This window comes from Gemmobacter sp. LW-1, assembly GCF_001303875.1.
GTDB classification, from domain to species: Bacteria; Pseudomonadota; Alphaproteobacteria; order Rhodobacterales; family Rhodobacteraceae; genus Gemmobacter; species Gemmobacter caeni.
In genome coordinates, this window is sequence record NZ_LJSC01000051.1 from 332,162 (window position 1) to 345,276 (window position 13,115).

13 protein-coding genes, 1 tRNA gene and 2 pseudogenes are annotated in these 13,115 nt (G+C 61.7%); 3 read left to right on the forward strand and 13 right to left on the reverse strand.

Annotation, left to right across the window (positions count from 1 at the left end; genetic code table 11):
* The first annotated feature begins 178 nt into the window (after positions 1-178).
* Positions 179-874: a type 1 glutamine amidotransferase gene (locus tag AO684_RS15610; protein WP_054303645.1), complete on the forward strand. Its 696-nt coding sequence runs from the start codon at positions 179-181 to the stop codon at positions 872-874.
* A 24-nt stretch (positions 875-898) separates the two neighbouring features.
* Here AO684_RS15610 and AO684_RS22060 read toward each other — a convergent pair whose 3' ends face one another.
* The 3 genes and pseudogenes from AO684_RS22060 to AO684_RS22620 form a co-directional block, all read right to left on the reverse strand.
* Positions 899-1,093 (reverse strand): hypothetical protein, encoded by a 195-nt coding sequence (locus AO684_RS22060; protein ID WP_054303646.1) that lies wholly within the window; start codon positions 1,091-1,093, stop codon positions 899-901.
* 65 nt (positions 1,094-1,158) lie between these two features.
* Positions 1,159-1,416: pseudogene (locus AO684_RS21380) on the reverse strand (replication initiator protein A); the annotation flags it as partial.
* Positions 1,417-1,480: 64 nt separating this feature from the next.
* Positions 1,481-1,849, reverse strand: a pseudogene (locus AO684_RS22620) (MFS transporter); the annotation flags it as partial.
* A gap of 14 nt (positions 1,850-1,863) precedes the next feature.
* Between AO684_RS22620 and bioB the strand changes: the two are divergent.
* Positions 1,864-2,688, forward strand: a complete 825-nt coding sequence (gene bioB, locus AO684_RS15620) for a biotin synthase BioB (protein WP_369814599.1) — start codon at positions 1,864-1,866, stop codon at positions 2,686-2,688.
* 194 nt (positions 2,689-2,882) lie between these two features.
* Positions 2,883-3,377, forward strand: a complete 495-nt coding sequence (locus AO684_RS15625; RefSeq protein WP_369814601.1) for a plasmid pRiA4b ORF-3 family protein — start codon at positions 2,883-2,885, stop codon at positions 3,375-3,377.
* A gap of 298 nt (positions 3,378-3,675) precedes the next feature.
* On the opposite strand, the gene AO684_RS15630 is transcribed toward AO684_RS15625, so the two are convergent.
* The 10 genes from AO684_RS15630 to sufB all read right to left on the reverse strand — a co-directional run bounded on the left by AO684_RS15630 (position 3,676) and on the right by sufB (position 13,115).
* Positions 3,676-5,046 carry a type II restriction endonuclease gene (locus tag AO684_RS15630; protein WP_054303647.1) on the reverse strand — a complete coding sequence of 457 codons (1,371 nt, stop codon included), beginning with the start codon at positions 5,044-5,046 and terminating at the stop codon, positions 3,676-3,678.
* On the reverse strand, positions 5,043-5,480 hold the full coding sequence (locus tag AO684_RS15635; RefSeq protein WP_304437869.1) for a very short patch repair endonuclease: 438 nt from the start codon (positions 5,478-5,480) through the stop codon (positions 5,043-5,045). The genes AO684_RS15630 and AO684_RS15635 overlap by 4 nt, the downstream gene beginning before the upstream one ends.
* 31 nt (positions 5,481-5,511) lie before the next feature.
* On the reverse strand, positions 5,512-6,816 hold the full coding sequence (gene dcm / locus AO684_RS15640) for a DNA (cytosine-5-)-methyltransferase (protein ID WP_229825659.1): 1,305 nt from the start codon (positions 6,814-6,816) through the stop codon (positions 5,512-5,514).
* Positions 6,817-7,413: 597 nt separating this feature from the next.
* A tRNA-Arg gene (locus AO684_RS15645) sits at positions 7,414-7,490 on the reverse strand.
* 45 nt (positions 7,491-7,535) lie between these two features.
* Complete coding sequence (locus AO684_RS15650; RefSeq protein WP_054303650.1) at positions 7,536-8,756, reverse strand: cysteine desulfurase; 1,221 nt, start codon at positions 8,754-8,756, stop codon at positions 7,536-7,538.
* Between the two features lie 2 nt (positions 8,757-8,758).
* Positions 8,759-9,241, reverse strand: coding sequence for a YIP1 family protein (locus tag AO684_RS15655; protein ID WP_054303651.1), 483 nt, complete (start codon positions 9,239-9,241; stop codon positions 8,759-8,761).
* Between the two features lies 1 nt (position 9,242).
* Entirely contained in the window at positions 9,243-10,520 is a 1,278-nt protein-coding gene (gene sufD / locus AO684_RS15660) for a Fe-S cluster assembly protein SufD (protein WP_054303652.1), read from the reverse strand.
* Complete coding sequence (gene sufC, locus AO684_RS15665; RefSeq protein ID WP_054303653.1) at positions 10,520-11,275, reverse strand: Fe-S cluster assembly ATPase SufC; 756 nt, start codon at positions 11,273-11,275, stop codon at positions 10,520-10,522. Before sufC ends, sufD begins: the two co-directional genes overlap by 1 nt.
* Positions 11,276-11,283: 8 nt before the next feature.
* A complete protein-coding gene (locus AO684_RS15670; protein ID WP_054303654.1) occupies positions 11,284-11,598 on the reverse strand; it encodes a heavy metal-binding domain-containing protein in 315 nt (104 codons plus the stop codon).
* The gene (gene sufB / locus AO684_RS15675; RefSeq protein WP_054303655.1) at positions 11,595-13,115 is read right to left on the reverse strand and encodes a Fe-S cluster assembly protein SufB; all 1,521 of its coding nucleotides are present in this window, start codon (positions 13,113-13,115) and stop codon (positions 11,595-11,597) included. The genes AO684_RS15670 and sufB overlap by 4 nt, the downstream gene beginning before the upstream one ends.

Below are 13,115 nucleotides of genomic sequence, written 5' to 3' on the forward strand. Positions count from 1 at the left end.
CTCCGGGGGCTCCCCCCTGAGGATATTGTTGCCAAGATAAAGGCAGGTCCGTTTACCTTGGTCCAAATATCCTCGGGGTGAATTGCCGAAGGCAAGAGGGAGCGGAAAGCTCCCTTTCCAGCGGGGCTTGAGTGTCCCGCCCGGACGTGCAGGATGGCGCGGCGGAACGGAGGGCAGGATGCGCGTCGCCATTGTCGAGAATACGAAGGTCACCCATCACGGTCAGGTCGGCGTCGCCCTGCACGAGGCCGCGGCGCGGATCGGGCTCTACAAGCCCTGGGCCGATGGCCAGTTGCCTGATCCCGCCGATTACGATGCGCTGGTCGTCTTCGGCGGCGAACAGCACGCGCGGGCCGATGACAGCCACCCCTACCTGCCCGAACTCGCCCGCCGGATGCGGGCTTTTTCCGGGGCGGATCGCGCCGTTCTGGGCATCTGCCTTGGCAGCCAGCTTCTTGCGCGCGGTTTCGGGGCGGAGAACCGGATCGGAACGGCACCGGAATTTGGCTGGTGCAGCGTCGAACTGACCCCGGAGGGAGCCGCCGATCCGGTTCTGGGCTGCCTGCCCGAACGCTTCATCAGTTTCCAGTGGCATTCCGACACCTTCACCCTGCCCGACGGGGCGCTTCATCTGGCGCGCTCGGCCGGTGCCACGCAGCAGGCCTTTCGTCTGGGCCGGGCCACCTATGCCACGCAGTTCCATTTCGAGGCGCATCGCGGCGTGGTGGCTGACTGGGCGCGCGGATTTCCGGCGGTGATGGAAGGCATGTCTCCCGGCTGGCTGGACCGGCACCCGCAAGAGGCCGCGCGGGTCGGGGTTGAGGCTGACCGTAACGGCCTGATGCTGGCCCGGGCCTTCGTGGCGCGGATCTGAACCGCGCCCGGCAACGGTTGCCTGTCAGAGGAAATCCTCGGCCCCAAGCTGCGCGGCCGTGATCCCCATGACGGTGAGCGACAGCCCCGGCGCCCCGTCGAAAGTCAGCCGGACCACGCCTGGGATCGAGGTCTCGTTCACATCGCGGAACCGCAGACCATCCCCCAGATCAATCCGGTCCGCGCCATTGCGGAAATCGGCTATGGTGCCGATCCGCATCCGGCGCCATGTCGAGGATGCGCGAACGCCCCGCATCCCGCAGCAACTGACGATCGAGCTGCGTCCAGCGCTCGGCCCGGCAGCGGCTGCCGCCGGATGATGTCGCGAAGCTCGAAGGCAAACCGCTTGAAGGGCGACAGTGCCCTGGACTTCTGGTGAAGATGATGGAAGTCGAAACGCCAGCCATCCCGTTGTCGGCCACCGTGCTTGTGCACGAGGCCATAGAGCCAACGGTCTAGCCCGCCGGTCAGGTCGAAGTACGCCCGGTCGATGGTGAGGATGAGCGCATTGTCGAGCACGGCCTGGTAAAACCAGTCGGGCATCGGGCGTCTCGAGTGCATAGACGCGCGACTGGTTGGCAACCTGGGAGGATTGCACAGCAAGATCCATGATCACGATGCCGGTGACCAAGCCAATAATGGAACCTTGCCAGAGCCCGAAAATGAGGAAGGCCAGTATCACGAGCCCCGCGCCCATCGACACTACCACGGCGGGACCGCGCCTGTCTGAGAACCGGCCTGCGATAGGCGCGGAAAGTGCACCGACGACACCGACCAGCGCCAGAAGTCCTACAGCTGTTCCTCCGAGTTCATGCTGCGGCTCAGCCATCAGAAGCGCGAGGTTCGACCAAAAGCTGATGAAGGCCGCGAAGATCAGGAATTGCACCGCGACCACGCGCCGGAGAACGCTATGCTTGCGTACCAACGTCCAAAGAGAGCCAAGCAGGTGCAGATAGCTCAAGTCGGTCGTCGGCATCGCACGCGGACCTGATGCATCGCGCCCAGACCCTGCACCGCGCGCATTTCGACCCCAACGCGATCGAAACCGCGAGCCTGCTCAGCATCAAGACCGGCGGCTGCCCCGAGGACTGCGGCTATTGCTCGCAATCGGCCCATCACGAGACCGGGGTGAAGGCCACCAAGCTGATGGGAACCGAGGAGGTTCTGGCCGCCGCACAGCGCGCCAAGGCCTCGGGCGCGCAAAGGTTCTGCATGGGGGCCGCCTGGCGCAGCCCCAAGGACCGCGACATGGACAAGCTCTGCGACATGGTGCGGGGCGTGTCCGAGCTGGGGCTGGAAACCTGCATGACGCTGGGGATGCTGTCGCCCGAACAGGTCGCGCGGCTGAAGGCGGCGGGCCTCGACTTCTACAACCACAACATCGACACCTCGCCCGCGTATTACGCGCAGATCGCCAGCACCCGGACGATGGACGACCGCCTCGACACGGTCGAGCAGGTCCGCAAGGGCGGCATCAGGGTCTGCTGCGGCGGCATCCTCGGCATGGGCGAGGCCGAAGAGGACCGCATCGCCATGCTGGTGACGCTGGCGACGTTGCCCGCGCATCCCGACAGCGTGCCGGTGAACCTGTGGAACGAGATCGAGGGCGTGCCGGTGCAGGCGCGTGCCCAGGCCGTCGATCCCTTCGCACTGGTGCGCATCGTGGCGCTGGCCCGCATCCTGATGCCGGCCTCAGTCGTGCGGCTGCCTTCACCTCGCCCTTCTCGGCCCATCGGGCAGATTCATAGGTCGCGACGTTGCGGGCTTCGCGGGCGCGCCAGACCGACATGGCGATCGCTACGCCTATGGCGATAAATCCCCCCGAGGCTGCGATGATCCCGCCCGTCGCGAAGACCGGTGGCGCGTAGGCCTCGTAGAAGTACCACCACCAGAAGATGGCCGGTGGATAGTAGACGGGCGTCCCGAACAGCACGAACCAGGGCGGGCCCAGCCGCCGTTCCATCAGCGCCTCGCTGGTCGAGACGATCTGGATGACGGCCGCATGGCCCGTGGCCAGATCGGCTTCGATCGAACGGATCAGCGTCGGGGTTTTCGGCGGGCTGCGATATGGCGACCCCGATCAGCTTGAGGATGGTTTCGGGGGTCCGCAGACCTTCGACTACACTGGGGGCAGGCTGGCGGATTTCTCCGGCCAGGATCTGACCTTCACTTACCTCTACGACTTTGGCGATGACTGGACCCATGTGATCCGGATCGAGGAGTGGCTATCCCTCGATCCCCTGCCGCGCCATGCAGAATGCACCGAAGGGGCCCGAGCCCGGCCACCCGAAGATGTCGGCGGCCCCTGGTCCTATGCCGATTTCCTCGAGACCATCCGCGATCCGAACCACGAGGACCACAGCTCCAACCTTCGCTGGGCCGGCGGGCATTTCGATCCGGACTGGTTCGACATCGAGCTGATCAACAAGGATCTCCGCAACACCTTCCGCAAGAACACCAGCCGACGCCTGCATCAGCCCAGGACAAAGCTTTCTGGTCGGTGAGCGCAGAGGGCTCGGCCCTCAAGGCAGTGCCGCGGGCCTGGAGACCCTCCTCCTGCCGGCATCGTCAGAGTGGTAGCGCCTCCGGGCATATCTTGCCATCAGGTGGAGATGTAACAGTGCTTAACTAACCAGGGCTACGCCGTACCCACATTCAGCAGCTGCCACCCTGAAAGCAGACATCGGCATCACAGATCAAGCCGCTCGCGACTGAGGCATACATACGACGCTACGCAGCGATTTCTCCGCTGCGCAATGGGCGGCCCCTTGCAGACCCTATCCCAGAAAACCGATCTCGTTGCTAAACCCATACTTTCAGGTTCGGCAGAATGACTTCATCGCAGAGCCGCCGGAAGGTCAGCACATTCGCGTGTCCGGCGTATTCGGTCTCTTTGGCGTCCATCAGGCTTTCGGGGATCACCAGTTGCACGCCGATGCCTGCCATATCCTGAATGGCATTGCCCGCGATGTTTTCATCGACCGTGGTCAGGTAGAGCCTGCGCTCGCCTTTCTCCCGCTCAACCTGCTTCCAGCGTTCGCGCAGGGTGGTCTTCGCACTCAGGATCAGACCGGTTGCGGCGATGACTTCGCCGCTGCTGATGGAGGCCAGTGAGGGAAGAATGAAGTCGGGGCGCTTCTTCGCTTCGATGACAACCTGTTTTTCGAACGGGATTTTTCCCCCGCTCAGCATCGCTTCAATATGGTGTTCGTAGGAATAGCCAGCCCTGGATTTCCTCTGCTGGCTGGCCGACAGCATCAGCGCGTCGATCCGGGGCAGTTCATTGATCAGCTGCCGGATGATCTCTGCGATGGTCATGTCGCGCGGTGCGTCGCCAAGGACGATGCGTACCAGCTCGACGGCCCGCTCGCGGCGCTGAAAGTCTCGGAACATATCCCATTCGATACTGCGGCTGATCTCGCGGAGCGCATCACCCGGGCGTTCGATGGCGAAGGGATCGAGGCTGTTCAGTCCGTAGATCTCGAGGTAACGGTCGCGCGCCAGCCCGGCCAGTTCTTCGGTTTTCGGCATGGCAGCACGGGCAAGGCCGAACCCGACGATCGTACCAGCCTTCCAGGCCACGATCAGTTCTTCCGCGAAATCAAGAACCCGGTCCTGTTCCTTTGCCCTGACCTCAGCGGGTTCAAACTCACCAATCAGGAAATCCGGTGTGATGTCGAGCTGCAGGAGAAGCAGATCCGCTTCCTCGCTGGCGGAATCAATGGTCAGGCATTCGTAGACAGTATCTTCGCCCTGCCGATACCGCCCCATCATCAGGAAAGAAGCCGGCGAGAGATGCTCAAAGCACTCTTTCGGCAGGCGTGTCATATGCGTCTCAGGGCCCTTACTCGTGTAGTGTACGATCCGGGTATGTTTATTGCGCTCATCGCCTGGAGCCTGTGGCCAGAGCGTATCGAACCAGGCCTCCCGGATCGGGGCCGCATCCGGGTCTTTGCGCGGTTTGACCTCCAGCGGTGGAAAAAACCCGCCCTCGCGCTGTTCCGCCGGAATATAAACCCCGGCCTGGTGCTTATTGGCATAACGCGCCCAGTCACGGTCATTGTTCGAGAGCTTCTTGACCAATACCCGCTCAGCCCGGCTCAGCAGGTCCGTCAGAAGTCCGGCCTGACCGCCCCCGTCCTCGTCAAAATCGAAAATACCCTGCTCGCTCAAATCTGGCCGCCTGTTTCTGTATGCTGACCTTCGAGATCCAGCCGTTGGTCGCCAGAACATATCCATAGGGCAAGGGAGTCAATCACCGCCTCCGACGGCAACCTGCCGCGCCCCTTCAGCGCACATTCCCAGACCGTCGCAACACGCCAGCCGGCAACAATCAGCATGTCGATATTCCGGGCGTCCCGCTCGATGTTGCCGGTGATCTTGGCGCGCCAGAAATCCTGCCGTGTTGCAGGCCATCGAAAAAGTGGGCAAGCGTGCCCATGCCAGAAGCAGCCGTTCACAAAGATCACCGCATCATGCTTTGGCAGCACGATGTCTGGTCTACCCGGCAGTTTCCGGTCGTGGAGACGGTAGCGGTAACCAAGTGCATGAAGCCCGCGCCGGATCAGCATTTCCGGTTTGGTATCAGCCCCCTTGATTGCCGCCATGTTTCGGCTGCGGGTCCTGCTGTCGTGAACGTCAGCCAACTTTCTTAAGCGGTTCAGCTCTCGTCAGTGCGAGGATATGTGGTGCCATGACTTTTGCCACCTCGGCAAATACAGGCACGGCCACCGAGTTGCCGAATTGCTTGTAGGCCTGAGTGTCAGACACCGGAATCCGGAAGTCATCGGGGTAGCCCATCAGCCGCGCACATTCACGAGGCGTGAGGCGTCGCGGATTGTTGCCTTCGCCCCGACTGATCAGAATCTCGGAACCGTCTTTGTAATAGCGGGCCGACAACGTGCGCGAGATACTGTCACCATCGACCATGCCAAAGCCGAACCCATTCCCCTTGGCCTTATGCTTTGCAGCATAGCCTTGCAGATAGGCCCAAAGTTTGTCGGTCAGGGTGTATTTGTCGCTGACCACAGCATCCGGCCCAACGGTGAAATGCCCCTCGGGCTGTTCCGTGCCATTTTCAGGGTGCAGAACATGGCGCATCCGCCTGGTCCCGTAAGTCGGAAGATGCACGTCATCGAAGCTGAACCCGGTCGCTTCACGGAAGCCGACCATCACAATCCGTTCGCGATGTTGCGGCACGAAATGCCCGGCGTCAATGATCCGGGTCTCCAGCGTGTAACCGAGTTCCTCGGTCAGCTTGCGGCGGATCACTTCGAAGGTGCGGCCCTTATCGTGGCTTTTCAGATTCTTGACGTTCTCCAGCATGAAGGCCGCAGGACGGTGGTGCATGAGGATGCGCAGCACATCGAAGAACAGCGTTCCCTGGGTCTCATCGTCAAAGCCATGCGCGCGGCCAAGTGCGTTCTTCTTGGATACCCCGGCGATCGAGAAGGGCTGGCAGGGAAAGCCCGCAACCAGCACGTCATGCGCGGGGATGTCTTCGGCGTCTACCTCCCGGATGTCGCCCACCGGAAGCCGGTTGTCAGGAAAGTTCGCCATATAGGTCTGCTGGGCGTACTTGTCCCATTCAGAGGTGAAGATGCAGCGCCCACCCGCGCTCTCCATTGCCCGCCGCAGGCCGCCGATCCCAGCGAACAGGTCGATGAACGTAAAGGTCTTTTCCGCATCGCCTGCATCGCGCCGCCGCTCGATCTCCATGTTCAGAAGACGGATCACGCTGTCGCGGGGGATCTCCTCACCGCGTTTCCAGCGATAGATGTGGCCTTCTGAATAGCCAAGCACGCGCGCGGCCTCGGGCACAGAGTATCCGGCTTGTGCCAGAAGTGTGGAAAAGTCAGCCTGCATGTGCCGATGCACCTCTGGGAATTTTTCTGACACAATGTCTATATAAGTCACCTTAATCAAGAACGAACGACGAAACATGATGGCTTTTTCGCCTATCCGGTAAGCCAGCTTTTTCGCTCAGGACGCTGTCCGGCTGACATGCGGCGGACCCTTGGCTCTACGTCCGGCCGCTGGGCCTATTGACTGCCGTCCGACCGTTCCTCGCCACGTTAAGGGTGTGACGAAAGGCGGCGCGAAATCTGCTGCGGCAGCCAGAAAATCTGCATGAAAGACACGCTAAGGATCGCACGATTCTCAGGATATCAACAGATGATAGTGGCTGAGTCCGCTTCATGCTTCCGGCGTTTCGATATGTTCTCCCTCATCCCTCCTGGCGACCAGCAGAGATCAGATCGCGGCTTCCGTCACTGTCCGGTTTTCAGGGAGAACCTCGGGGAGTTTCAGCGACGAGCACAGCAAGCTCTTGCTTCGGACCTTGATCCGATTTGCGAACAGGACCCCTCTTCCGTTTCGTCTGGCATTGCTCGCAGAGCTCGCAAGTCTTCCGAACGAGGCAACTGAGCCTTGCAGCCAATATGCGCTGGTGTGGCTGAATGGCATGCCTGACCCAAAGCTGGCTTACAGGCGCCAGGCCTGAAAAACCGACCAGCATAACGTCTTGGAATTTACAGATAATGGCGCACCCAGCACGATTCGAACGTGCGACCTTTGCCTTCGGAGGGCAACGCTCTATCCAGCTGAGCTATGGGTGCGTTGCGGCCTGAATAGACCAAGCCGCAGGGGCGCGCAACACGGAATCAGGCGAAAAGTTCGTGGCAGAGTTCCAGCGCCTCGACCAGCCTGTCGACCTCTGCCTCGGTGTTGTAAAGCGCGAATGAGGCGCGGCAGGTGGCGCCCACGCCCAGATGCTCCAGGAGCGGCATGGCGCAATGGGTACCGGCACGCACGGCAACGCCCTTCTTGTCCAGCACGGTCGAGATGTCATGCGCATGGGCCGGGCCTTGCAGCGTGAAGGAGAAGATCGCGCCCTTCCCCGCTGAATTCCCCTGCACGTTCAGCCAGTTGAGACCGGCGAGCCGCGACCGCGCATAATCGCGCAACCGGCGTTCGTGCGCGGCGACATTCTCCATCCCCAGCGTCATCAGGTAATCCAGCGCCACGCCCAGCCCGATCTGCTGCACGATACCGGGCGTGCCTGCCTCGAATTTCATCGGCGGGTCGGCATAGGTTACCGCATCGCGTGTCACTTCGCGGATCATGTCACCGCCACCGAGGAAGGGGCGCATCTCAGCCAGACGCTCGCGCCGGATATAGATCGCGCCGGAGCCGGAAGGGCCATAGAGCTTGTGCCCGGTGATGGCATAGAAATCACAGCCCATCGCCTGCACATCGACCGGCATATGCACCGCGCCCTGGCTGCCATCGACCAGCACCGGCACGCCCTTCTCGCGCGCGCCCCGGCAGATCGCGGCCACATCAACCACAGTGCCCAGCACATTAGACATCTGCGTCACCGCCACCAGACGGGTGCGAGGGCCGATCGCGTCGATCACCGCCTGCGGGTCCAGATCGCCGTTGGCGTCACATTCCACCCATTTGAGCACCACGCCCTGCCGTTCCCGCAGAAAATGCCAGGGCACGATATTGGCGTGATGCTCCATGATGGACAGCACGATCTCGTCCCCGGGCTGGAGCCGTGGCGCGGCCCAGGCGTAGGAAACGAGATTGATCGCCTCGGTCGTGCCGGAGGCGAAGACGATTTCCTCTTCGTCTCCCGCGTTCAGAAAGCGGGCGATGGTACCGCGCACGGCTTCGTACTTTTCAGTCGCAAGGTTCGAAAGGTAATGCAAGCCACGGTGAACATTGGCATATTCCATGGAATAGGCCCGCGTCACCGCTTCGATCACGCATTGCGGCTTCTGCGCGGAAGCGCCGTTGTCCAGATAGACCAGCGGCTTGCCGTTCACCTCGCGCCCGAGGATCGGGAAATCCGCGCGCACCTTCGCCACATCGAACATGCTCATGCCCCTTGTTCCACCACGCTCAGTCCCATGATCCACTGGAACAGGAAACCGGCGAAAGCCACCAGCCCGGTAGCGGTCAGTTGCGGACCCGGCCCGATCATCCCGGCGACCAGCCCCACCAGCAGCACCAGCGGCGTGACAGTGACCAGCGCCCAGAACAGCGCCAGCCGTGCGCCAAACCAGCTGCCGCGCCCGCCGCTCAGGCGCCCCACCAGACGGCTCGCCGCCGCCAGCAGGTAAAACACCGGGATTGTCGCCAGCAGCCCCAGCCCCACAGCCAGCAATTGCGCCGACAGCGGCTTGTCCGGGTTCATTACGGTTTCGCGCGCCGCAACCGGATATTGCGCGATGAAGGCGATCAGCAGAAAGACGAACAGCAGGCTGAAGGCGAAAGGCTCGGACACGCCGCGTTCCAGATGACGGCGCAGCACCGTGCGGGGGCGCCGCCAGCTTTCGACGATATCCGAGGTGACCGCCATCTTACTGCCCGTGCCGCGCCAGCCAGCTCTCCAGACGGGCACGAATATCTTCGGCCAGTCCTTCGTCCTCGATCTCCTGAATGGCTTCCGCGAGGAAAGCCAGCACCAGAAGCGATTGCGCCTGACGCAGCGGCACCCCGCGCGAGCGCAGGTAGTAAAGCGCCGTCTCGTCAATCGCGCCCGAGGTGGACCCGTGCGAGCATTTCACGTCATCGGCGTAGATTTCCAGCTCGGGCTTGGCAAGGAACTGCGAATGGTCATCCAGCAGCAGACTTTGGGAAATCTGATATCCGTCCGTCTTTTGCGCGCCGGGCTTCACAAGGATCTTGCCCTGGAACACGCCGACGGCGCCATTCTTCAGCACCTTCTTGAACACCTGACGGCTTTCACAGCGTTCTGCCGCATGAGTCACGAACACCGTGTCGTCATGGTGGAAGTCGCCATCGCCGACCGCGGCCCCCGCCACATGCGCCACCGCATCATCGCCGGTCAGTTCGATCACCGCCTCGTTGCGCGTCAGCACGCCATTGGCGGTCAGCGTGAAGCTCTTGAACAGCGATTCCCGACCCAGACGGGCAAAGATATGCGTCACGGCGCGCCGTTCGTGATCACGGCCCTGGGTACGGATATGGTGGAAACGGGCACCATCGGCGACCTCAACTTCCAGCACTTTGTTAAAGCGCGCGGCGGCCGGGCCGTTTTCCAGCAGCGTCAGCTCGGCGCCTTCCTCCAGCTTCACACAATGATGAAGCATCGCATCGGAAGTTTCTGATTTGTGCAGATAAATCAGGGAAACAGGCTTAGCGGCCCTGCCGGTAACGCGGATCAGAACGCCTTCTGTAGCCGCAGCGGAATTCAGCGCTGCCAGCGGGCGTTGCACCGGGGTCTGACCCCGCGTCTCAAGCACGCCATACAGCGACTTTGCCCAATGGATGTCGGCGGTCTGCCGGCTGAGCAGTTCAACCCCAGCCGCTTCCAGATCGTCGGATTGCGCCGGATCGAAGACACCGTCAACAAAGACAACCTTCACCCGGTCGAACCCGGTAAAGGCCATCGGCTCGTCCTTCGGGTCGAACAACGAAGCCTTGGGCGCGTCTGCCTGCACCAGCGACGACGGATCGGTATAACGCCAGTACTCATCCCGCCTACCGGGCAGGCCCATGGCGCGCAGCCGCGCCAGCGCTTCGGCCCGCGCGGCCCCGGCCCATCCGCCCTGCGGCAGCGCCAGCGCGGAAAGCCGCGCCTCCGCCGCGTCGCGTTTCGCCTCTGCGACCGCCATCACAGCACCTCGGCCAGAATGTCGGCGTAACCGTTGTTCTCGACTTCCAGGGCCAGTTCCGGCCCGCCTGTCTTCACGATGCGGCCATCCGCCATGATGTGCACGACGTCAGGTTTGATATGGTCAAGAAGCCGTTGATAATGCGTGATAACAAGGAATGCACGGCCTTCGCTGCGCAGCGCGTTCACACCGTCGGCCACCAGTTTCATCGCATCGACGTCGAGACCGGAGTCAGTCTCGTCCAGAATGCACATCTTGGGCTCCAGCATGGCCATCTGGAGGATCTCGTTCCGCTTCTTCTCACCGCCAGAGAAGCCCACGTTGACCGGGCGCTTCATCATCTCGGCGTCGATCTTCAGTGCCTTGGCCTTTTCGCGCACGACTTTCAGAAACTCGCCCGCGCTCATTTCCTCTTGCCCGCGCGCCTTGCGCTGCGCGTTCACAGCGGTGCGCAGGAAGGTCATGTTGCCAACGCCCGGAATTTCCACCGGATACTGGAAGGCAAGGAACAGGCCGGCGGCGGCGCGTTCTTCGGGCTCCATCTCCAGCAGTTCCACCCCGTCCAGCGTGGCGGAGCCGTCGGTGACCTCATAGCCGTCGCGGCCCGAGAGCACATAGCTCAGCGTCGATTTGCCCGAGCCGTTCGGACCCATGATCGCGTGGACCTTGCCCGCCTCGACCCTGAGGTTCACGCCCTTGAGGATAACCTTGTCATCCTCTTCAAGTTTGACGTGCAGATTGTTGATTTCCAGCATGATTTTCCTCAGTCGACAGTCACGGCGGTGCCCGAGATCGACACCATGAGCATGGAATTCCCGACCACTTCGTAGTCCAGATCCACGCCGACAACGGCATTGGCGCCCATTGCACGGGCGCGGTCTTTCAATTCTTTCGTGGCCTCTTCGCGGGCATCGGCCAGCTTGCTTTCATAGGCGCCCGAGCGTCCGCCAATCACATCGGTGATCGAGGCAAAGAGATCACGCACGATATTGGCGCCCATGATGACCTCGCCGACCACCAGCCCGTGATAGGCGGTGATGCGGTGGCCTTCGATGGTGGGGGTCGTCGTGACGATCATCCGACCGAGCCTTCCAGTGAGATCGCCACGAGGCTTTGCGCCTCCATGGCGAATTCCATCGGCAGCGCTTGCAGCACTTCCTTGCAGAAGCCGTTCACCACCAGCGCAACGGCCTCCTCTTCGTCCATCCCGCGTGAACGGCAATAGAAGAGCTGGTCGTCATCAACCTTCGAGGTGGTCGCCTCATGCTCCACCCGCGAGGAATTATTCTTCACCTCGATATAGGGCACGGTATGCGCACCACATTTATCCCCGATCAGCAGGCTGTCGCATTGCGTATAGTTCCGCGAATTCAATGCCTTCGGGTGCATACTTACCAGTCCGCGGTAAGTATTCTGCGCGCGCCCCGCCGAAATCCCCTTCGACACGATGCGGGATTTGGTGTTCTTGCCCAGATGCACCATCTTGGTGCCGGTATCGGCCTGCTGGGCATTGTTGGCGATGGCGATGGAGTAGAACTCGCCCTGGCTGTCATCGCCGCGCAGGATGCAGGACGGGTATTTCCAGGTGATCGCGCTGCCGGTTTCCACCTGCGTCCACATCACCTTGGAGCGTGCACCCCGGCAATCGGCGCGTTTGGTCACGAAGTTGTAGATGCCACCCCGGCCTTCCTCGTCGCCCGGATACCAGTTCTGAACGGTGGAATATTTCACCTCGGCATCGTCCAGCACCACAATCTCCACCACCGCAGCATGAAGCTGGTGGGTATCGCGCTTCGGGGCGGTGCAGCCTTCCAGATAGCTGACGTAAGAGCCCTTGTCGGCGATGATCAGCGTGCGTTCGAATTGCCCGGTGTTTTCCGCGTTGATGCGGAAATAGGTCGACAGTTCCATCGGGCAGCGCACGCCCTCGGGAATGTAGACAAACGACCCGTCCGAGAAGACGGCACAGTTCAGCGTGGCAAAGAAGTTATCCGACTGCGGCACCACTGTGCCGAGGTATTTCTTCACCAGTTCCGGGTATTCGCGGATCGCTTCAGAGATCGAGCAGAAGATGACGCCAGCCTTCTTCAGCTCTTCCTTGAAGGTCGTGCCCACGGAAACGCTGTCAAACACCGCGTCCACCGCGACCTTGCGCGGCTCGTCGGCACCTTCAACACCGGCCAGAAGCATCTGTTCCTTCAGTGGAATCCCCAGCTTCTCATAGGTCGCCAGCAGCTTCGGATCGACCTCATCCAGGGACTTCGGCTTCACCGCCATGCTCTTCGGCTTGGCGTAGTAATACTGATCCTGATAGTCGATTTCCGGGTAGTTCAGCATGGCCCAGCGAGGTTCTTCCATCTGGAGCCAGCGGCGATAAGCGGCCAGACGCCATTCCAGCATCCATTCCGGTTCGCCGTTCTTTTCGCTGATGAGGCGCACGATATCCTCATTGAGCCCCTTCGGCGCATATTCAGTCTCGATGCTGGTTTCCCAGCCGTATTTGTATTTGCCGGCCATGGCCTGCACGGTTTCGATCGTCTCGCGGTCGACGCCGTCGCGCACTTCGATCTGGTCTTCGGTTTCCAGTGCCGTCAT

Bases quoted from the DNA above. Each gene is read 5' to 3' on its own strand.
- AO684_RS15610 (WP_054303645.1), top strand. From the start codon at position 179: ATGCGCGTCGCCATTGTCGAGAATACGAAGGTCACCCATCACGGTCAG.
- AO684_RS22060 (WP_054303646.1), bottom strand. From the start codon at position 1,093: ATGCGGATCGGCACCATAGCCGATTTCCGCAATGGCGCGGACCGGATT.
- bioB (WP_369814599.1), top strand. From the start codon at position 1,864: ATGCATCGCGCCCAGACCCTGCACCGCGCGCATTTCGACCCCAACGCG.
- AO684_RS15635 (WP_304437869.1), bottom strand. From the start codon at position 5,480: ATGGCGGCAATCAAGGGGGCTGATACCAAACCGGAAATGCTGATCCGG.
- dcm (WP_229825659.1), bottom strand. From the start codon at position 6,816: ATGTTTCGTCGTTCGTTCTTGATTAAGGTGACTTATATAGACATTGTG.
- AO684_RS15650 (WP_054303650.1), bottom strand. From the start codon at position 8,756: ATGTTCGATGTGGCGAAGGTGCGCGCGGATTTCCCGATCCTCGGGCGC.
- AO684_RS15655 (WP_054303651.1), bottom strand. From the start codon at position 9,241: ATGGCGGTCACCTCGGATATCGTCGAAAGCTGGCGGCGCCCCCGCACG.
- sufD (WP_054303652.1), bottom strand. From the start codon at position 10,520: ATGGCGGTCGCAGAGGCGAAACGCGACGCGGCGGAGGCGCGGCTTTCC.
- sufC (WP_054303653.1), bottom strand. From the start codon at position 11,275: ATGCTGGAAATCAACAATCTGCACGTCAAACTTGAAGAGGATGACAAG.
- AO684_RS15670 (WP_054303654.1), bottom strand. From the start codon at position 11,598: ATGATCGTCACGACGACCCCCACCATCGAAGGCCACCGCATCACCGCC.
- sufB (WP_054303655.1), bottom strand. From the start codon at position 13,115: ATGACGGCACTGGAAACCGAAGACCAGATCGAAGTGCGCGACGGCGTC.